Origin of the sequence: Thermodesulfovibrio thiophilus DSM 17215, from assembly GCF_000423865.1 — a bacterium.
Lineage (GTDB): Bacteria > Nitrospirota > Thermodesulfovibrionia > Thermodesulfovibrionales > Thermodesulfovibrionaceae > Thermodesulfovibrio > Thermodesulfovibrio thiophilus.
This window is the reverse complement of sequence record NZ_AUIU01000015.1, coordinates 119,354-139,359: the sequence shown is the minus strand read 5'-3', so window position 1 is coordinate 139,359 and position 20,006 is coordinate 119,354. Positions and strand designations below refer to the sequence as shown.

At 35.0% G+C, this 20,006-nt stretch carries 19 protein-coding genes; 5 read left to right on the top strand and 14 right to left on the bottom strand.

The window, feature by feature from the left end; genetic code table 11:
* Nucleotides 1–20: 20 nt before the first annotated feature.
* From G581_RS0107440 to G581_RS0107430, 3 genes are read left to right on the top strand one after another with little or no spacing between them, the layout of a single operon-like run.
* The gene (locus G581_RS0107440; protein WP_028845291.1) at nucleotides 21–1,046 is read left to right on the top strand and encodes a ribonuclease Z; all 1,026 of its coding nucleotides are present in this window, start codon (nucleotides 21–23) and stop codon (nucleotides 1,044–1,046) included.
* 56 nt (nucleotides 1,047–1,102) lie between these two features.
* Nucleotides 1,103–2,272 (top strand): two-component system sensor histidine kinase NtrB, encoded by a 1,170-nt coding sequence (locus G581_RS0107435; RefSeq protein WP_028845290.1) that lies wholly within the window; start codon nucleotides 1,103–1,105, stop codon nucleotides 2,270–2,272.
* Complete coding sequence (locus G581_RS0107430) at nucleotides 2,245–3,546, top strand: sigma-54-dependent transcriptional regulator (RefSeq protein ID WP_028845289.1); 1,302 nt, start codon at nucleotides 2,245–2,247, stop codon at nucleotides 3,544–3,546. The genes G581_RS0107435 and G581_RS0107430 overlap by 28 nt, the downstream gene beginning before the upstream one ends.
* A 12-nt stretch (nucleotides 3,547–3,558) precedes the next feature.
* Here the strand turns inward: G581_RS0107430 and G581_RS0107425 are convergent, their stop codons facing one another.
* The 14 genes from G581_RS0107425 to G581_RS0107355 form a co-directional block, all read right to left on the bottom strand.
* Nucleotides 3,559–4,209, bottom strand: a complete 651-nt coding sequence (locus G581_RS0107425; RefSeq protein ID WP_028845288.1) for a protein-L-isoaspartate(D-aspartate) O-methyltransferase — start codon at nucleotides 4,207–4,209, stop codon at nucleotides 3,559–3,561.
* Nucleotides 4,202–5,587: an NAD(P)/FAD-dependent oxidoreductase gene (locus G581_RS0107420; protein ID WP_038065456.1), complete on the bottom strand. Its 1,386-nt coding sequence runs from the start codon at nucleotides 5,585–5,587 to the stop codon at nucleotides 4,202–4,204. Before G581_RS0107420 ends, G581_RS0107425 begins: the two co-directional genes overlap by 8 nt.
* A complete protein-coding gene (gene surE / locus G581_RS0107415) occupies nucleotides 5,571–6,320 on the bottom strand; it encodes a 5'/3'-nucleotidase SurE (protein WP_028845286.1) in 750 nt (249 codons plus the stop codon). Before surE ends, G581_RS0107420 begins: the two co-directional genes overlap by 17 nt.
* Nucleotides 6,320–7,288 (bottom strand): polyprenyl synthetase family protein, encoded by a 969-nt coding sequence (locus G581_RS0107410; protein WP_051179029.1) that lies wholly within the window; start codon nucleotides 7,286–7,288, stop codon nucleotides 6,320–6,322. The genes surE and G581_RS0107410 overlap by 1 nt, the downstream gene beginning before the upstream one ends.
* Complete coding sequence (mtnA, locus tag G581_RS0107405; RefSeq protein WP_028845284.1) at nucleotides 7,285–8,349, bottom strand: S-methyl-5-thioribose-1-phosphate isomerase; 1,065 nt, start codon at nucleotides 8,347–8,349, stop codon at nucleotides 7,285–7,287. Before mtnA ends, G581_RS0107410 begins: the two co-directional genes overlap by 4 nt.
* Nucleotides 8,350–8,571: 222 nt before the next feature.
* Nucleotides 8,572–9,759, bottom strand: a complete 1,188-nt coding sequence (gene dsrP / locus G581_RS0107400; protein WP_028845283.1) for a sulfate reduction electron transfer complex DsrMKJOP subunit DsrP — start codon at nucleotides 9,757–9,759, stop codon at nucleotides 8,572–8,574.
* A gap of 12 nt (nucleotides 9,760–9,771) precedes the next feature.
* Entirely contained in the window at nucleotides 9,772–10,557 is a 786-nt protein-coding gene (dsrO, locus tag G581_RS0107395) for a sulfate reduction electron transfer complex DsrMKJOP subunit DsrO (protein ID WP_028845282.1), read from the bottom strand.
* On the bottom strand, nucleotides 10,554–10,973 hold the full coding sequence (gene dsrJ / locus G581_RS0107390) for a sulfate reduction electron transfer complex DsrMKJOP subunit DsrJ (RefSeq protein WP_028845281.1): 420 nt from the start codon (nucleotides 10,971–10,973) through the stop codon (nucleotides 10,554–10,556). The genes dsrO and dsrJ overlap by 4 nt, the downstream gene beginning before the upstream one ends.
* Before the next feature lie 4 nt (nucleotides 10,974–10,977).
* On the bottom strand, nucleotides 10,978–12,588 hold the full coding sequence (gene dsrK / locus G581_RS0107385; RefSeq protein ID WP_028845280.1) for a sulfate reduction electron transfer complex DsrMKJOP subunit DsrK: 1,611 nt from the start codon (nucleotides 12,586–12,588) through the stop codon (nucleotides 10,978–10,980).
* 5 nt (nucleotides 12,589–12,593) lie between these two features.
* Nucleotides 12,594–13,583 carry a sulfate reduction electron transfer complex DsrMKJOP subunit DsrM gene (gene dsrM / locus G581_RS0107380; RefSeq protein WP_028845279.1) on the bottom strand — a complete coding sequence of 330 codons (990 nt, stop codon included), beginning with the start codon at nucleotides 13,581–13,583 and terminating at the stop codon, nucleotides 12,594–12,596.
* A 28-nt stretch (nucleotides 13,584–13,611) separates the two neighbouring features.
* Complete coding sequence (locus G581_RS0107375) at nucleotides 13,612–14,136, bottom strand: RsbRD N-terminal domain-containing protein (protein WP_051179023.1); 525 nt, start codon at nucleotides 14,134–14,136, stop codon at nucleotides 13,612–13,614.
* A gap of 118 nt (nucleotides 14,137–14,254) precedes the next feature.
* Complete coding sequence (locus G581_RS0107365; protein ID WP_028845277.1) at nucleotides 14,255–14,590, bottom strand: TusE/DsrC/DsvC family sulfur relay protein; 336 nt, start codon at nucleotides 14,588–14,590, stop codon at nucleotides 14,255–14,257.
* A gap of 144 nt (nucleotides 14,591–14,734) precedes the next feature.
* Nucleotides 14,735–15,706: a DVU0298 family protein gene (locus G581_RS0107360; protein WP_028845276.1), complete on the bottom strand. Its 972-nt coding sequence runs from the start codon at nucleotides 15,704–15,706 to the stop codon at nucleotides 14,735–14,737.
* Nucleotides 15,699–17,072, bottom strand: a complete 1,374-nt coding sequence (locus G581_RS0107355) for a cobyrinic acid a,c-diamide synthase CobB (protein WP_028845275.1) — start codon at nucleotides 17,070–17,072, stop codon at nucleotides 15,699–15,701. Before G581_RS0107355 ends, G581_RS0107360 begins: the two co-directional genes overlap by 8 nt.
* A gap of 38 nt (nucleotides 17,073–17,110) precedes the next feature.
* Here G581_RS0107355 and G581_RS0107350 point away from each other — a divergent pair, with 38 nt between their 5' ends.
* Together G581_RS0107350 and glyS are read left to right on the top strand one after the other, a co-directional pair.
* The gene (locus tag G581_RS0107350) at nucleotides 17,111–17,962 is read left to right on the top strand and encodes a glycine--tRNA ligase subunit alpha (protein WP_028845274.1); all 852 of its coding nucleotides are present in this window, start codon (nucleotides 17,111–17,113) and stop codon (nucleotides 17,960–17,962) included.
* Nucleotides 17,955–19,994, top strand: coding sequence for a glycine--tRNA ligase subunit beta (gene glyS, locus G581_RS0107345; RefSeq protein ID WP_028845273.1), 2,040 nt, complete (start codon nucleotides 17,955–17,957; stop codon nucleotides 19,992–19,994). The genes G581_RS0107350 and glyS overlap by 8 nt, the downstream gene beginning before the upstream one ends.
* The last annotated feature ends 12 nt before the right edge of the window (nucleotides 19,995–20,006 follow it).

Genomic DNA, 20,006 nt, shown 5'->3' with positions numbered 1-20,006 from the left:
TTTAGTATAATTATACCATTGTGGCAAGACTTTTTCATTATAAGATAGTAAATGACGCCTTCGGAGACCCTTGTGTTTTAATAAAACTCTTAAGAGAAAGAAGATCTTTATTGCTGGATGTCGGTGATATAAGAAAAATTCCTTTCAATGAGATTCTTAAAGTAAGTGATATATTTGTCAGTCACACTCATATTGACCATTTTATAGGCTTTGACCAGGTAATACGAGCAGTTTTAAGAAGACCAGAACCTCTCAGGGTTTACGGACCTGAAAACATAATTGAATGCGTTCAGGGAAAACTTAAAGGCTATACATGGAACCTCATTTCAGATTATCCATTAACAATTGAAGTTTTCGCAATTGGCGAAAAGGAAATAAAAATAGCGAAATTCAGAGCTAATGAACGATTTGAAATTAGACTAATGCCAGCTGTGTTTATAGAAAACAATATAATCCTTCAAGAACCTCTTTTTAGAGTTAAAGCACTGGTTCTATCTCATGGGATACCTGTTATTGCTTACAGCATTGAAGAGGATTTTCATATAAATATAGACAAAGTAGAACTTGAAAAATCAGGACTTAAGATAGGTCCATGGCTTGGTGAGCTTAAAAAGCTTATAAAACTGTATTATAACTATGATCCAGTAAAGATACTTAAACCGAGAGATCCCGAAACCACAGTTGAAGTAAATACACCAGTGGGCAAAGTTAAGATTGAAGAGCTTTTTCATATTTTGAAAATTACTAAAGGTGAAAAAATCTCTTATGTCATAGATGTGGCTCCGATTGAAGAGAATATTCAGAAAGTAATTGATTTTGTTAAAGGTTCAGATATTTTATTCTGTGAAGCTTATTTTCTCAGTAAGGATAAAGACAGAGCAATTGAGCGAAATCATTTAACTGCAGAAACCACAGGGAAAATTGCAAAAGATGCAGATGTTAAAGAAGTTGTAATTATTCATATATCTCCAAAATACATAGCAAATCCTCAAGAAGTTTACAAAGAGGTGGAACTATCAAGATCAGGCGTTTTACAGCAAGGCTAATTATTTTTATTTTAGTTTTAATCACTTCTATCACACTCATCATAAACAGTTATCTAATGTACAAAAATGCTGAAACAGCCACGCTGGAAGCATTAAAAATGCAGGCAATAGGCATTACTGTAACCCTGCACAGTTTTCTGCAGGCTTCGGATATCGAAAAGATTAAAAAACAGGAAAGCACGATCTTTTCAGAAATTTTACTTGATGAAAGATGGGAAGGTATTGCTTTTGTTGCTCTTTATAGTATGGATGGCACAATCATTCTTCATTCAAATCCAGCACTGATGGGTAAAAAAATTGAAAAAATAACTGCTACATTTAATAACAACGCTCCCTATTATCATTTTGTTACACTCGGCACTGGGGAAAGAGTGTTTGTCTCTGACTCAAAGATGATAATTCATAAAAAACCTTATATTTTAAGGGTAGCGCTTCATACCTATCCTGCTGAAGCTGTTCTTAGAACTGCAAAAATGCATGTTATGTTTATGATTGGATCAGCAATATTGATAATTTCTGGAGGACTCTTTTCAATTATGCTTTTAAGTAAAGTTGAAAAAATGCAGGATAAAATAAGAGAACTCGAAAACCTTTCAATGTTGTCAAGAGTTTTAGCTCATGAAATAAGAAATCCTCTTGGAAGTATAAAGGGATTCGCCCAGTATCTTACAAAAAAGATTTCTGATGCTTCTTTGAAAGAATATCTGAATATAATTGTAAAAGAAAGTATTAGACTTGAAAGACTTACAGATGAACTCTCTCAATACGCAAATCCACAAAAATTTAATATAAATGAAATTAATCTAAAAGAAGTTTTACATGAAATCAGCCTGCCTTTTGTTAATCAGAATAAAGAAATCGAATTTTCAGTAGCTGCAGATGATATTTATGTTAAAACCGATGCAGATAAATTAAAGCAGATTCTAAACAATATCATTCAAAATGCTGTTGATGCAGTATCTGAAGCCAGAGAAAAAAAAGTTACTATAACTGCAGAAAAAATCAATGGTAAAATAAAGATTGAGATAGCAGATACAGGTGCTGGTATGGATGAAAATATTTTAAATAGGGCAATAGAGCCATTCTTTACAACAAAGTCCAAAGGTTCCGGTCTTGGTCTTGCAATTGTAAAGAAGTTATGCGACTTTTTAAAAATTGAGTTAGAGATCAAAAGCAAAAAGGGAGAAGGAACAAAAGTATGTCTCAGAATGCCAGAATATCAATAGTTGAGGATGACGCATCATTTGCTTCGTTTCTTAAAACTATCCTCGCAGATGAAGAATATTCTGTGCAGATATTTAATGACCCTGAACTGGCATTGAAAGAGATCAATAAATTTTCTCCGCATCTTGTAATTACAGATTTAAAAATGCCGAAAATGAACGGAATAAAGTTCATTGAGAAAGCAAAAGATATTCTTCCTGATACAGAATTTATTGTAATCACAGCTTTTGGAACAATTCCTTCTGCTGTTGAAGCAATGAAAAAAGGAGCCATAGACTATATTACAAAACCCCTTTCTTCGCCTGAAGAGTTTCTGGAAGCTATAAAGAAAATTTTGAATAAAAAATCAATGATTAAGTTTTCTGATAATAAAACGCATGATATTCCTCCTTTTGAGATTCTTTTTGCAGGCATTGAAGAAGTCTATAAAATGATAAAAGATGTGGCAAAAACTGACACCACTTTAATACTCTATGGTGAAACAGGAACAGGGAAATCAGCAATTGCAAAGGCTATTCATCAGATAAGTAACAAAAAAGGAGCATTTGTTGAAATAAACTGTGCATCAATTCCTGAAGCTCTGATTGAGTCCGAGCTTTTTGGATATGAAAAAGGAGCTTTTTCAGGAGCAATAAAACAAAAACCAGGAAGAATTGAGCTTGCTCATGATGGAACACTTTTTCTTGATGAAATTGGTGAGTTAACTCCTTCAATTCAGGCCAAATTTCTGAGAGTGTTGCAGGACAAAAGCTTTGAAAGAGTTGGCGGTCTTGAAACAATTAAAACTAACGCAAGATTTATAACAGCCACAAACAGAGATTTAAAACAGATGGTTAAAGAAGGAAAATTCAGAGAAGACCTTTACTTCAGACTTAATGTTTTTCCAATCTTTATTCCTCCATTAAGAGATCGAAAACATTATATACCAAAAATCGCTGAGTATCTAGTGAAAACTATCTCAAGAAAAGTTGGCAGGGAGGACAAAAAATTAAGTAAAAATTCTCTTGAAATTCTTAAAACCTACTCTTTCCCTGGAAATATCCGTGAACTTGAAAACATGCTTGAAAGGGCAATTATTCTGGCAAAAGATGATGAGATAGAAATAAAAGTCGATAGCACCTTAGAGTTAGAGGGAAACGATCTCAGAGCCATTGAAAAAAAAGCAATTGTTGATGCGCTAAACAAAACTAATGGAAATAAAAAGAAAGCTTCTGAACTTCTGAGAATATCTTTAAGAACCCTTTACTATAAAATTAAAGAATACAACTTAGAATAGTTGTTTAAGTTTCTATGACTCATCCTTCCAGCCATATTTACCTATTAATGGAACAAAAGCAACCGGAATAAGATAATACCGTTCAAGCTCATTTCCCTTTTTAATTGCTTTGAGCATATACTGTGAATATCTTTCACCCACAGGTGCAACAACTATTCCTCCTTCTTTTAGTTGTTCAACAAGCGGAGGAGGAATCTCCGGAGTGGCTGCGGTTATAATGATTCTGTCAAATGGAGCTTCCTCGGGAACTCCTTCAGTGCCATCTCTGATATAAACTTTTATATTTTTATATCCAAGTCTTTCAAATCTTTTTCTTGATTCCTCTGCAAGTTGTAAAACTCTTTCAACAGTATGAACTTCTCTTGCAAGTTCAGCAAGAATCGCAGACTGATACCCCGAACCCGTTCCAATCTCTAAAACTTTTTCATCTCCCTTAAGTTCAATAAGTTCTGTCATTAAAGCAACTATGTATGGCTGAGAAATTGTCTGACCATGACCAATTGGCAGAGCTCTATCATCATAAGCATCATCAATTATATTTTCAGGGACAAAAAGATGTCTTGGAAGTTTTTTCATCACCTCTATTACACGTTTATCTCGTATGCCTCTTTCAAGGATCTGAGTCTCAACCATCAATTCTCTTAAATGTTTATATTTATCCATAGCGTTTCAATATCTCTCTTGCTACCAGAATGCCAGATACTGACGCCTGAATCAAGCCTCTTGATACCCCTGCTCCATCTCCTGCTGCGAAAAGGTTTTCTATCTCTGTTTCAAGATTTTCTGTAAGCTTTAACCTCATACTGTAAAGCTTTATCTCGACTCCATAAAGAAGTGTATGGTTAGAGTTTATTCCAGGCAAGACCTTATCAAGAGCTTCAAGCATCTCAATTATATTTACAAGATAACGATAGGGCAAAACAAAACTGAGATCTCCTGGTGTTACATCTTTCAGCGTTGGTTGAATGGGATTTTTCATTATTCTTTCACGAGTTGACCTTCTTCCCTTTTTAAGGTCTCCAAGTCTCTGTATTAAAACTCCATGGCCAAGAAAATTTGCCAGTCTTGCAATGCTCTGTCCATAAAGAATTGGCTCACGGAATGGCTCTGTAAAATATGTGCTTGAAAGTATGGCAAAATTTGTATTGTCTGTTTTTTTATCTGCATAGCTGTGTCCGTTAACTGTCCATATCCCATTTATATTTTCTCTTACAACTTCTCCATAGGGGTTAACACAAAATGTTCTCGTGGCATCGTCGAAGGTTTTTGAGTAATAGATAAACTTTGGTTCATAACAAACCCGTGTGAGGTCCTCCATAATTGATGCGGCAACTTCCACTCTCACACCTACATCAACAGGATTTAATTCAGTGTTTAGCTTTAGCTTCTTTGTTTCCTGCTGAAGCCAGTGACTTCCAACTCTTCCAGGTGCGAGTACAACACATTTTGCATTGATTTTTCTTCCATCATTAAGTACAACGCCACCTACCCTATTATCTTTTATAAGAATTCTATCTACAGACAGATTAAACAGGATTTGAACGTTTTTTGATATATCTTCTTTTAAGGCTCTCAAAACTTCAGTACATCTTTCTGTGCCTATATGTCTTATTTTAGATGGAATAAAAGCAATACCGTTTTTTGTTGCCACACTTTTTATTTTTTTTACAATTTCTGGAGCTGGTTCGTACAGTTTCTCTGGAGCTCCATATTTAACGTAAATTTTATCAACATAATCTATCAACTTAATTAGAGTGTCTCTACTGATATATTTTGTAAGAAAACCACCTATATCAGGTGAAAGATTCAGCTTTCCATCACTGAACGCACCTGCACCACCCCATCCACTTAAAATGTCACAAACAGGACAGTGAGCACACTTTCCTGAGGTTTGCATTGGACACTGTCTTTTTTCAATATCTTTTCCCTTCTCAACAATTAAAACTTTGAGGTCAGATTTTGAAGTTACCTCTAAAGCTGCAAATATACCTGCAGGTCCTGCTCCGATAATAATAATATCATAGTTATTCTTCAATGCCATGTTTTTTAAGATAATCTAATGCATTATAGTTAGTTAAATCAATGTGAAGCGGGGTTACTGACACATAATTGTCCATCACAGCCTGGATGTCTGTTCCCTCCATTTTGTGCCATGAAACGATTCCTCCTCCAATCCAGAACTGTTTTTCTCCCCATGGCGAAAAAATCTCATGAATCGAGTTTTCATAAGACCTTTTACCCTGCTTTGTTACCTTGATTCCTTTAATCTCCTGTAGAGTTTTATTGGGTACATTAACATTTAAAAGAGTTTCTTGAGGAAGTTTTTTTTCAAGGATAAACTTTGCAATTTTAAGTGCGTAGGTAGAAGCTGTTTCATACTTAAAAGGTCTTTCTCCAACAAGTGAAACTGCAAATGAAGGAATTCCAAGAATAGTTCCTTCCATAGCAGCTGAAACAGTACCTGAATATGTAATATCTTCTCCAAGATTTGCTCCTTTGTTGATTCCCGAAATAATAAGATCAGGGTCTCGAGGTAGAATTTTTTTCACTCCCACAACAATGCAATCTGTTGGAGTCCCATTCACACTAAAGCAATTTTCTTTTATCAAGTCCACTTTTAATGGTCTGTGCATTGTGAGAGCATGACTCACAGCAGAACGATCTCTGTCTGGCGCAACTATGACTGTTTCTCCCAGATCTTTTAAAGCAAAAAACAGACTCTGAATACCCATCGAGAAAAAGCCATCATCATTGGTAACGAGTATTAATGGCATTATTTATTCCTCAATAAAATATAATCAGCAATACTGAGTAGTCTCTGCCTGTACTGAGAATCTGGAAATATCTCCAGTGACTGTTTTGCTCTTTCTATATAATTTTTTGCTATTTCCATTGATGAATCAATGCATTTGTATGTTTCTAAATAATTTAGAATACCGACAAGACTCTGTTCTGAGAAATCTTCGGATTTTATTATTTTTATAACATCCTCTTTTTCGTTAGCTTTTCTTAAAAGCTCAATAAGTGGAAGTGTAATTTTACCTTCCATCAAATCTTTACCGAGTTTTTTACCAAGCTCGGATTCATTGGCTACATAATCAAGAATATCATCAAGCATCTGAAATGCAATACCAATATAATGTCCAAAATCAGTTAATGCCTGAACTTTTTCTGCTGGAAGTTCAGCAAGAAGCCCGGCAATCCGGCACGCAGCACTAATAAGCCCCGCTGTTTTACCTGTTATTATCTTTATATATTCATCAAATGTTATGGATGGATCTCCTGTTTTCATTAGTTGAAGGATTTCTCCCTCAGCCATTAAAGATGTTGCTTTAGATAGAGCTTCAATTATTTGAAGACTTTCCTGCGCTACTGATACATGCAGAGCTTTTGCATAAAGATAATCCCCAAGAAGTACAACCACCTGATTGCCCCATACTTTGTTTGCAGCAGTTTTACCTCTTCTGAGCTCTGCCTCATCAACTACATCATCATGAAGAAGGCTTGCTGTATGAAGAGCTTCAATCACTGCAGCAAGTACGACTCTCTTATGTCCTCTGTAACCTGCGAGATCTGAGCTAAGAAGTAAAAAAAGTGGACGAAGCCGTTTCCCTCCGGAGTTTATAATATACGCTCCAATTGTTGGTATAAGAAGTGCCTCTGATTTAAAAATCTTTGTAAGCTCTTTTTCTACTTCTTTAAGTTCCACTTCATATTCTTTAAACGTATCATTAAGATTCACAGTCTAACCCTCAATTTTTGCAATTTATCATCACTATTAATGTATTTAATATGTTTTGGTAAAAATACACCCTTTTCAGTAATTATTGCTGTAACATACTTTGAGGGTGTTACATCAAATGCAAGATTTATTACCTTAACTCCCTGAGGAGCTATCCTTACACCTCTGATGGTTGTCACCTCATCAGAACTTCTTTCTTCAATTGGAATCATATTTCCAGATGGGATTGAAAGATCAATGCTTGAGGTGGGTGCAGCAATATAAAATGGAATTTTATTTTCCTTGCTAAGAACAGCCAGAGAATATGTGCCAATCTTGTTTGCCACATCTCCATTTTGTACTGTTCTATCTGTTCCTACAATTACAAAGTCAACCATATCTTTTGTTAGTAAAACACCCGCTGTATTATCTGCAATAAGAGTGACATCTATGCCAGCCTCTGAAAGCTCAAAAACAGTAATACGAGCACCCTGCAGTAAAGGTCTTGTTTCGCATGCGATAACTTTAAACTTGATTCCTTTTTGCTTGGCAAGATACATTCCTGCGGTTGCTGTTCCAAATCCGCCTGTTGCCAGGCTTCCTGCATTACAATAAGTCATAACCGTACATCCATCTTTAAAAAGAGGCAAACTGTATTCACCAATAGTTCTGTTTATCTCGATATCTTCCTGGTGTATTTTCAATGCTTCCTCTACAATAAGTTCCTTAAGCTTGGAAACTGATAGATTCAGATTATTAATTATTAAACTTTTCATCCTTTCAACTGCCCATTTTATATTTACAGCAGTTGGTCTTGTTTTTATAAGTCTCTGAAATACTGTCTTAAGTTCATTAAGAAGTTTTTTGCCTGATAAAGCCTGTGATTTATATGAAGTAACTGCCACGGAAAACGCGGCTGCAATACCTATTGCCGGTGCACCTCTGATTGCGAGATTCTCAATTGCTCTGGCTATTTCTTCATAATGAGTACATTTTAAATACTCAATTTTTTCAGGTAAAAGTCTCTGGTCAAGGATATAAACTATGCCATTTTCCCACCTTATTGATTGAAGCATAGGCATATTATAACAGTTTTTGACAGGCTAAATCTTTTAATGTAGCTGAATCCATAGCTGTATATTCAAAGTGCCTACAAATTGTTAATTATTTATGACAATGTTTTCATTGTTATAAAATAAAGTTAATACCTAATTTAATCTGTCATTCAGAACGCTTGTGCACAAGAAAGTACAAAAAAGGGCAGATTTTTTAAAAACCTGCCCTTTCCCCTGACTAGGCAAATATTACTCTATTATCTGTTTTTGTCCATATTTGTCAAACACAGCTTTTTCCTTAACAGTTGTGGCGATTTTGTAAAGTATGGTAAGAATAAAAAATCCCAGAGACCAGACTCCAAGTGCAATTAAAACTTCCTGTAATGTAGGCCAGTACTCAAAAACTCTCTCAAAAGGATTTGGTATAAATCCTCCAACTACGAGGCTAAGACCTTTTTCAAGCCACATACCAAGAAATGTTGCTAGAGCTCCTATGGCAAGGGTAACTTCCCATTTTCTTAATGGAGGTGTTACCAAAATAATTGTTCCTATAGCAACAAGTACAGCACATACTTTCATTACAGGCACGAGTTTAGTAAAGCCATCCAATCCAGAAAATAAATATGTTATAGGAGCCATATGTCCTGGAATACTGCTATAAAATGCTGTAAAAACTTCAAAAACGTAAAAAAGAATGGTTGCAATTAAAAAATACGCTGAAGTTTTTGCAAGACTTTGAATAGCTTCTTTTCCAGGATCAAACTTAGTGAATTTTCGTATTATCATGCAGAGCAATACAAGAAGAGCAGGACCAGAGGCAAAAGCTGAAGATAGAAATTTTGCAGCCATAATTGCTGTTAACCAGTAATGTCTTCCAGGCAAACCCTGATAGAGAAATGCTGTAACTATATGGATTGACGGTGCCCAACAAATAGCAATATAAAGAAATGGTTTAATCCATGTTGGAGGTGGAGCACTCTTTCTTTCAGATCCAAGAACAACCCATCCGCAGAGAAGATTTAAAATTAAATAACCACTCAATACAACCATATCAAAAAACATAACCGAGTTCGGAGTTGGATGCAGAAGTACGTTCATAACTCTCATAGGTTGTCCGAGGTCAACAAAAATAAAAAGCATGCACATCAACACAGCAGGAATAGCAAGAAATTCACCAATTACTGCAATCCTGCCATATTTTTTCCAGTTATGAAAATAATAAGGCAAAACAACTGTAACAGCAGATGCAGCAACACCGACAAGAAAAGTAAACTGACCTATATAAAATCCCCATGAAACATCTCTGCTCATGCCAGTAATACCCAAACCAACCTGAAACTGATTTAAATAAGCAATAAAACCTATGCCAATAAGAACAAGTAAGAAACATACCCAAGTCCAGTATCTTTTACTTCCTTTCAATGCATATTCAAGCATCTATCATCCTCCCTAAATTAGATAATATACACATGGATTTGTTCCAAGTTCTGGCTTTCTTCTTATGGCATAATTAGTTGCAAGAATTTTTCTAATTTCAGAATCAGGATTTGCAAGATCGCCATATATAATAGCTCCGTTAGAAACCTCTACACATGCTGGAGGTTTCCCAATTTCCAGTCTTTCACAGCATAACGTACATTTTTCCACAACTCCTTTCATTCTTGTAGGATATTCACTGTTTTCTTCTTTTATGAAAGGCCGCGGATCTCGCCAGTTAAAACTTCTTGCGCCAAATGGACATGCAGCCATACAATATCTGCAACCAATACATCTATGCATATCCATCATAACAATCCCATCTTTTCTTTTAAATGTTGCTTTGGTAGGACAAACTCTTACACAAGCAGGATTATCACAGTGATTACAAAGGACAAGAACAGGCAAATTTTTCATTTGTTCTGGCATATAGGGATACTCCATTTCATAGAATGCATGCTCAAAAGTCTCTTTCCATATCCATTTAATCTCTTCTTTTTGCATAGCGATTTGGGGAACATTATGTATACTATGACATGCCTGTATACAATCATTTATTATTTTTTCATCAAGTTTCTTTAAATCAATAGCAATAGCCCATCTCTGTGCAGTTAGTGTGTTCGGGAGTATTTTATATTTTTCAACAGCTGCTTCAATATGTTTTTTAGTTACAACTTCAAACATTGATAAACCTGTCAAGCCAAAAAGAGCGCCAAGTCCTGCTATTTTTAAAAACTTTCTTCTGTCTATATCGTTCATCGTTTTGCCTCCTTCTGGTTTTGTTCCTTTGGCTGGATATGACAATCCCAACAATAGGGTGTTTCCTCTGCAAAAGTATGGCATTCATCGCAAAACTTAGATTTGTTTGAATGACATTTCATACAGGTATTTTGCAAGCTTATTGTGTAAGTTTTGCCAGTGCTGCTTACATACACTCTGTGACCAGATCTTATAGCCTCATCTCTCCACTCATTAAGAAGTTGAAAGTGTTTTGTTCTCATAAATTCTTTTGACTCAATACATTTTTTTTCTGCATCGGACAACTTTTGTATTTCAGGAGTGTCAATCCGGGGTTCGGGTTTTATATAGGCCTTGCCGATGCTCATCGTAAAAGGCAGAGTCACTATAACGACAAAAACAACCAATCCAGTAATTATTTTCCATCCATCATACATTTTATTATTCCTCCTTTCCAGGTAGTGGCTCCATCCTTAAATTCATTGTTCTTTCTTTTTCTCCCTTCATGATCATAGCATTTGCAACAAGTTCAGTAACACCTGTAACTCTCACTCCGGGAACCCAGTAATCCATAAGAGGTGGTAGAGCAGCTCTGTCTATGGCGCATATATTTGCCAGCATATTTACACCAAACTTTTCATGAACATACCTTACTGCATTTGCCCTTGGAAATCCTCCCCTCATTCTGAGCTCCATAATTTCTCCTGCATTCAATCCAGCACCGCTTCCACAGCAAAAAGTCTTTTCTCTTATTGTTTCATCAGGCATATCATAAAAGTGATTGCAGACATTTTTAATTATATATCGTGGCTCCTCAAGAAGTCCCATTCCTCTTGATGGATTGCAGGAATCATGAAATGTAACTACCAGATTATCATTTCTTGATTTATCAAATTTGAGTACACCATGTTTGATAAGATCAGCTGTAAATTCACTGATATGGACAATTTTATTCGATTTAGCATTTTCAAATTTCGTTCCTGTAATAGGAGATATCGGTTCTTCAAGAAAGTCTACAGGTCCATACCATGTATTATGATACTGATGCCAGACTCTCCACATATGGCCACATTCACCACCGATTATCCATTTAACTTTAAGCCGCTTTGCCTCTTCATATATTTTGCTATGAAGTCTTTTTGCCATTTCCAGAGATGTAAAAAATCCAAAGTTTCCACCTTCTGATGCAAAAGTGCTCCAGGTATAGTCAAGTCCTAGTTCATGAAAAAGCATCATATAACCCATACAGTTATAAATTCCAGGATCAGCAAAAAGGTCTCCTGATGGTGTGATGAATAGAATTTCAGCACCTTTTTTATTGATTGGTGGTTCAATTTTAATTCCTGTTATGTCTTCTATATCATTGCACATAAACTCAAGAGTTGATTTCATGGTATGAGGCTCTATCCCAAGATGATTGCCAGTCCTGTAACAGTTTGCCACAGGTCCAGATATCCAGTTTGTGTTCAGGCCAAGCAAATTAAGCAATTCTCGTGCTATAATTGTAATTTCAGCTGTATCAATTCCATATGGACAGAACAGAGAGCATCTTCTACATTCAGTACATTGATAAAAATAGTACCACAGTTCTTTTAATACATCTAAATCAAGGTCTCTAGCTCCACCGTATTTACCAAATATTTTTCCACCTGTTGTAAAATATTTTCTGTAAACAGATCGTAACAGTTCCGCCCTTAAAACAGGCATATTTTTAGGATCTCCTGTTCCGATAAAATAATGACATTTATCAGCACAAGCACCACATCTGACACAGATATCCATAAAAACATGAAACGTCCTGAAGCGTTCAAGTCTTTGCTTTATGCCTTCAATCACTATTTTTTTCCAGTCCTCTGGAAGCTTCCAGTCAGGATCTGTTACATTGAAATCTCTCGCATTTGGAAAATCCACATATTCGAGGTTTTTGCCCTGAGCTCCATAACAGTAAAAACCTGGCTTAAATTCTACTGGCAACATATCCATCCATTTTCTGGATGGCATCTGTTTTAAATTAACGGTTCCTATTAATTCTTCTGGTCTTGGTAGTGCCATAATCATTACTCCTTTTCTACTGGTATTCCAGCTTTTTTCATTTTTTCTCTAAACTCCTCTTCATATTCTTCATAATGCCTATGCTTAACTGGATACTCCAATGGATTAACATGCATCTTCATCCTGTTGTTATTTGCCAAATTTCTGGTAGGACTCAAGAAAACTCCACCCATATGCATCAGTTTGCTGAATGAAAAATATGCAAAAAGAACGCTTACAAGAAAAAGGTGAATATAAAATATACTTTCTATGCCTTCAGGCACAGATGGATTAAGGTAAATCAATCCCAGTGCTAGTTCTTTTATGTTAACGATATCAACTCTTACGAAATATCTCATCAATATGCCCGTTGTGATAATTCCAAGAATCAGGAAAAGAGGAAAATAGTCTGAAGGAAGGGATACATATCTAACCTGAACATTAAAAATTCTTCTTCCAAGTAGATAAAGAATAGCACATGCTATAAATATATCAGTCATAAACAGAAGTGGAGAGCCTATCTGCAAGAAAGAATCAAGCGAAGCTAACATGGAAATACACCATGGTGTTTTAACAACGAAAAATCTCAGATGTCTTAAAAGGATAACCAGAAAGGAATAATGGAAAGTTAATGCTCCCAGCCATAACCATTTGTTTGAACCAATATAAAGCTTTCCACTCATCATTTCAGATTTTGCATTTCTAAAGAGACTTCTGAACATAAAAACTTCAAAAAACATCCTGAGCAAAACGCCCCAGCCTGTTGAAGGATTGTCAATTTTATTCTGGTTAATCCATGGAAGAGAAAACTGTTGTCCAGCTGTTGTCGGTATTCTGTATGGAACCGGAGATTTTCCCCATTTAATAATCCTTACAACAAAACCTACAATAAATATTATTAATGCAACATAGGGGAATACTACAGCAAAAAGAGGTTGCAACCCTGAAATACTACTACCAATATAAGCAAAAATTATTAACCCCATCACAATTAAAAAGGCTGATATTAGACCCATCTCACCCTACCTCTCTTTAATAATTTTTTTATTTTTGCACAGTTTCATCTTTTTCATCGTTAATTTCTGAAACAATATTCCACTTTTTAAGAACCCACCATGTTCTATCAATTAATTCCTTAGATTTAAGATCATAGATTTTCTCTCTATATTTCATAAAGATATCAAAAGCTATAAGAGCAAGAGAGTCTATCCTGGAAAGATAACCCATAAGCTGAAACAAATCCACATCGTTGTACAATTCATCATATATTGCTTTTTTAAGCAAAAAAATGAATCCCACAGCCTGAGAAGGAGTAAAATCCTGAACTGCTCTTATACGTATAATTTCTTCAATAGAGGAAACAAAACTTTCTAAAGATTCATCAGCAATCAGGTTATCAACTATCTTTTGAATACTTTGATAAATATTATAGCCAACAGGGTTGGTAAATTGTTCATGCTTTCCCTTTAAAAAGGAGATCCCTCCTTCTGGATAAGTTGAGATAGTCAGATTAAAAGCTTTGTCGATGATAGCTTGCCTTTTCTTTGAAAAGACGCTATTTATTTCCAATGTATTCTCCTATTTATAAAAAGTTTTGCATCTGATAGAGTCAGGGTCATAATATAATCAACCCGCTCTTTTTCAAAAAAGATGAAGGGGCAGATTTCTACCCCTTCAATTAGATAAATTATACGCATCCTGTTGGTTTTGGAAGCCCTGCGTATCTACATGCTTGTTTTGCAGGACCATCTGGGAAAAGACCATAAAGATATTTTGTGTTTCCTTTCTCAGGTCCGAACATTTTAGCCATTTCTTTGACAAGTATTTTAATCATTGGAGCAATCTGATATTTCTGATAGTAATCTCTCAAAAAGTTAATAACCTCCCAATGTTGCTCTGTTAGCGTAAGCCCATCCTGTTGAGCCATGTACTCAGATAACTCAGGTGTCCAATCATCAAGGTTTTTAAGATATCCATCCTCATCAATCTCAATCTGCTTTCCCTTAAATTCAATGTACGGCATTGTAGAACCTCCTTCTTAGTTTTTTGCAAATATTTTAACTTTTTGGGAATAATAATTCAAGTCTATATTTGCATTTTTTATTTTTAAAGTAAAAAATTTTAAAGTATGACAATTTTTAAAGTCAAATAAGTTTAGTTTATAAACTTATAAAAATTTTTCAGCGTCATTAACTTTTAGTTTTATCGTTTTCCCGTTATCATACATGGAAATGGTTATTTGTTTGATTTCTTCAGGCAACTCATAATCACATGTGGTGCGTTTCGTTAGCAAAGTAGATAATCCTTTTATATCATCATTTTTATGTCTGGAAAGATTTTCAAGTTCCTGACAGTTAATTTTTATATAATTGGACAGATTAACTTTTTTGGATAATTTTAAAATACCTCTGAGGACGCTCTCAATAAAACTCTCTTCTTCCCTTTGAGACCATAAAATAGGTATTATGTCTTCAAAAAGCGAGGGATTGGCATATATAATTTCGCCTATTAATTCTGCCGAACGCCATCCTATAGCACCAGATTCATCAGTCATCGACCAGAGGAGTTTTCTTATAGTGTTTCTCAGGGTTTCTATGTCTCCTGCCTCAATGTATGCTTTTGCAACATGTCCCATTGCCTCTATTGCTTTCCAGGATATAAGATTTTCTTTATCATACGAAAGAGAGATCAACCAGCCAATAGAATTTTTATTCTGAAGTGCTAATTTTTCTATTTTTTCAAAATCTCTATTTTCAATGAGATCAATAAAATCCTTTTTTGTTATTTTGATATTATCCTCCACAACTATTCTTTCACCTCCTGTCAGAGCTTTTATGAAAAAAAGCCTCCCGTTGAAAGGCCAGCTTTTTATATAAACATACTGATGAGTTCTATAATCGTAGTCTCTTTCTCTGATCTCAAAGTTTACTCCTAATTCTATATTTTCTATCCCCTCTGGAGAGGCAAGTAGCATAGCATCAACTAAAGCATCTCCCTGATTATGTCCTGTTGGTTCGCAGACATAAATTGCTCCGCACTCGCATTTTCCAGATATAACTTCTCCTATTTCTGTCATTGTCTGCTGAGGAGGCATAATTATCCTGCCACAGAAAAGACATGTTGGTAGTTCTTTACGCATTTTTAATCTCCCTGTAATTTTTTGCTATCTTTAAAACTCCCTTTATCCACTCCTCACATCCAATTGCATGAACATGAACATAAGTGCCAAGAGTGTTTTTAAAACAGGCTCCATCCTGATTTTCGACTATCCCTTCTCCTCTTAACATTGTAAAGCACATATGTGGTAATTCATCATAGTCTATTACCCTTGAGTAATGAAATTCATGGCCTTTTATTTCGATATCCTTTTCATAAAAGGGACTATCCTCGTTGACTTTAGCCATAACATATCCATGTGCCTGTGGTTTTTTAAACATCTTTAATTTAAAAGGAAAAATGCCTGCCATTGAAAATTCTCCTTCATGAGTGATTAAACTCTTGCAAAGATACATTAGTCCACCACATTCAGCATATACTGGTAGTCCCTTCTGCGCATTTTCCTTTATATTTTTAATTAAGTCAACATTTTCAGATAAAGGCTTAATATTGGTTTCAGGAAAACCTCCTCCAATATATAAAGCATCGATTTCAGGCAAGGCTTTATTTTCAAGAGAGTTAATTAAAACAATTTCTGCCCCGTATTTTTTTAGCTCTTCCAGATTCTCTTCATAGTAAAACTGAAATACTCTGTCTCTTATAACACCAATTTTTACTCCTTCACCATTAATATATGGTTTTGTATCATTAAAAATATATGATATTGGAGGAGCGTCTCTTGCTATTTTTAAAATTTTTTCTATATCTAGATAATCAGCTACTCTATATATAAAATCCTCAGTTTCTTTTTTCATCTCCTGTTCCTGGTGAGGAGTAAGGCCCATGTGCCTTTCAGGCATTTTTATATCTTTGAATCGCGGAATTGATCCAACAATCTCAATATTGCAGTATCTTTTTATTGATTCTTTGATAATTTTTTCATGTCTTGCATTTGCAACCTGATTAAGGACAACTCCCTTCAGATAGACATCTCTGTCAAAATTTACAAATCCCTGAATAATCGCAGCAACAGAGCGTGTAATTTTCGTGCAGTCAACAACTAAAATTACAGGACATTTAAGTAGCTTTGCAAGTTCTGAAGTTGCCACTGTACCTTCTATATCCATTCCGTCATAAAGCCCTCTGTTTCCCTCAATAACAGAGATATCTCCTTCTGATCTCTCAATAAATGAGCGAATCACTTTATTTGGAGGAATCATATATGTATCAAGGTTATAGCATGGATTTCCTGAAAAAAGAGAAAGCCAGCCGCTATCTATGTAGTCAGGACCTTTTTTAAAAGCAATAACATTTAATCCTTTTTCCCTCAAAAGTGAAAGAATGGCTAAAGTTACAGTTGTTTTTCCTGCACCACCTCTGATACCTGCTATAAGTATTCTGGGATACATTTGACAATAGTTTCTATGCTAAAGTATCATGAAAATCTATGTATTTTCAAGATATAATTTTCACACTCAATAAATACTGGGCAGAAAAAGAATGCGTTATACTTCAACCATATGATATTGAAGTTGGCGCGGGAACATTTCACACTGCAACATTTTTCAAAGTTCTTGGAAATGAACCATGGAACACAGGTTATGTTCAACCATGCAGAAGACCAACAGATGGGAGATATGGAGAAAATCCTAACAGACTTGGTCAGTATTATCAATATCAGGTCATCCTTAAGCCATCTCCTGAAGATTCTCAGGAACTCTACATAAAAAGCCTTCAAGCACTTGGTATAGAGCCTTCAAAGCATGATATAAGATTTGTTGAAGATGACTGGGAATCTCCATCTCTTGGTGCATGGGGACTTGGATGGGAAGTATGGCTTGATGGAATGGAAATAACCCAGTTTACATACTTCCAGCAGGTTGGTGGTATTGATTTAAATCCAATTTCTGTTGAGATAACCTACGGACTTGAACGAATTGCAATGTATTTACAGGAAGTAGAAAATGTTTTCGATATAAAATGGAACAAATATCTAAGCTACGGAGATATTCATCATGAAAGAGAAGTAGAGTTTTCATATTTCAACTTTGACCATTCTGACCATTCAGTGATTAGAGAACATTTTGATGATTTTGAAAAGCAATCTAAAACTATGCTCCAGATAGGTTTGATCCTGCCTGCATATGAGTTCTGTTTAAAGTGTTCTCATATGTTTAATTTACTTGACGCAAGAGGAGTTCTTTCAGTAGCAGAGAGAACAAATTATATTGGAAGAGTAAGAACGCTTGCAAAAGCCTGTGCAGAGGCTTATCTGAAAAAGAGGGATAATAATGGCTAATCTGCTTTTTGAAATAGGAGTTGAAGAGATTCCTGCAAGATTTATTCCATCAACTACTTCTCAATTAGAAGAAAACTTCAAAAGAATTTTCGAGGAATACAGGATTAACTTTGAAAAACCAAAGGTATATGCAACACCAAGAAGACTCACCATTAAAGCAAAAATATCTCAACAGCAGACAACTCAAGAAAAATTAATATGGGGACCTCCTGCTCATGTTGCATTTGATAAAAATGGGAATCCCGATGCACCAGCCCTTGCATTTGCAAAAGCACAGGGGATTGAAGTTTCAGAGTTACAGATTAAACAGAAAGGCAAGGGGAACTATGTATGTGCTGCAATAAAAGAGAAAGGTAAAAATACAGAGGAAGTTTTGCATGAGGTTCTTAAAAGTCTTTTCTTTTCATTAACTTTCCCAAAAATGATGCGCTGGGGTGATGGCAACCTCAAGTTTGTAAGACCAGTAAGATGGCTTCTGGCTTTATATGAGGATAGGGTCATTGAATTCGAAATAGAAGGAATCAAAAGTGATTGTAAAACTTCTGGGCACAGATTTCTTGCCGAAAACCCTCTAACTATATCAAAAATAGACGAATACGAGAATCATCTTGAAAAAGCTTTTGTTATAGTTGATCAGGAAAAGCGAAAGGAAACTATTGTTAATCAAGCTATTAAGTGTGCCGAAAAAATAAGCTGTACAGTTTTACTGGATGACAGGCTGGTTGAGGAAGTAAACTATCTTGTTGAGTTTCCGGATACTGTACTCTGTGTATTTTCTGATCAGTATATTTCGCTACCAGAAGAATTACTCATTACAGTAATGAAGGATCATCAGAGATATTTTGCAGTTATCGATTCATCAGGAAGACTTAAAAATCACTTTATTGTTGTAAGCAACACATCTTTAGAAAACAGAGAAAATGTAAGAAAGGGTGCAGAACGGGTTATAAGAGCAAGATTTGAGGATGCCAGATTTTATTATAAAGAAGATCTAAAAAATGGAATAGAAAGACTTCTTGAGGCAACAAAAGGCATTGTTTATCATAAAAAGCTTGGAAGTCTTTATGATAAAACCATTAGAATTATCAATATAGCTACAAAGTTATCGCAAAAGCTTTTGCCTGAAAAAACTGAACTTATAAGGCTTGCTTCAAAATACTGTAAAGCTGACCTTGCAAGTGGAGTTGTTAGAGAATTTCCTGAGTTACAGGGCATTATGGGAGGATATTATGTCAGGGCTGCTAATTTCCCAGATGAAGTAGCTCAAGCAATTAATGAACACTATCTCCCTAAGACCTTCCAGGATAAAGTTCCGTCTTCAGATGCAGGTTGTATTGTAAGCATTGCAGATAAGCTTGACCATATTGCATCATTTTTTTACCTTGAGGAACTTCCTACTGGAACAGAGGATCCTTTTGGATTAAGAAGAGCTGCCAATGGAATAATTGCAATACTTTTAAAGAAAAAATATTTAATAAGCATCAAAGACGTTGTTGATATGATAGATGAATTAATTGATGAGGAAACAAAAAAAAGAATTGCAATTTTTATAGCACAGAGGCTAGAGAGTTATTTAGAAACCTCTGGATATGATGTAAACATGATAAAAACAGTAAATGACTTTATTTTAAATCGACCTGTATATGAGATTGAAAATAGAATTCAGGCAGTAAAATTATTCCAGAAAAATGAAGAATTTGAAAGTTTTTTCCTCGCTGTAAAGAGAGTTTCAAATATCATTAAAGATTATGAAAAAATTGAGCTTAATCCAGAGCTTTTTATTACAGAAGAAGAAAAAGAGTTATATAAAGTAATGTTGAAAAATAGAGAAACGATTACAATTTATTTAAAACATGAGCAGTTTTTGGAAGCTTTAAATCATTTAAATCAACTCACTCCTGTAATAAATAATTTTTTTGACAGAGTCCTTGTTATGGACAAAAATGAACATATCAAAAGAAATCGCATTGCATTAATTCAGGAGTTGTCGGAATTATTGAAATCAGTTGCAGACATTTCAAAGCTTTACTAATTGTTGTATTAT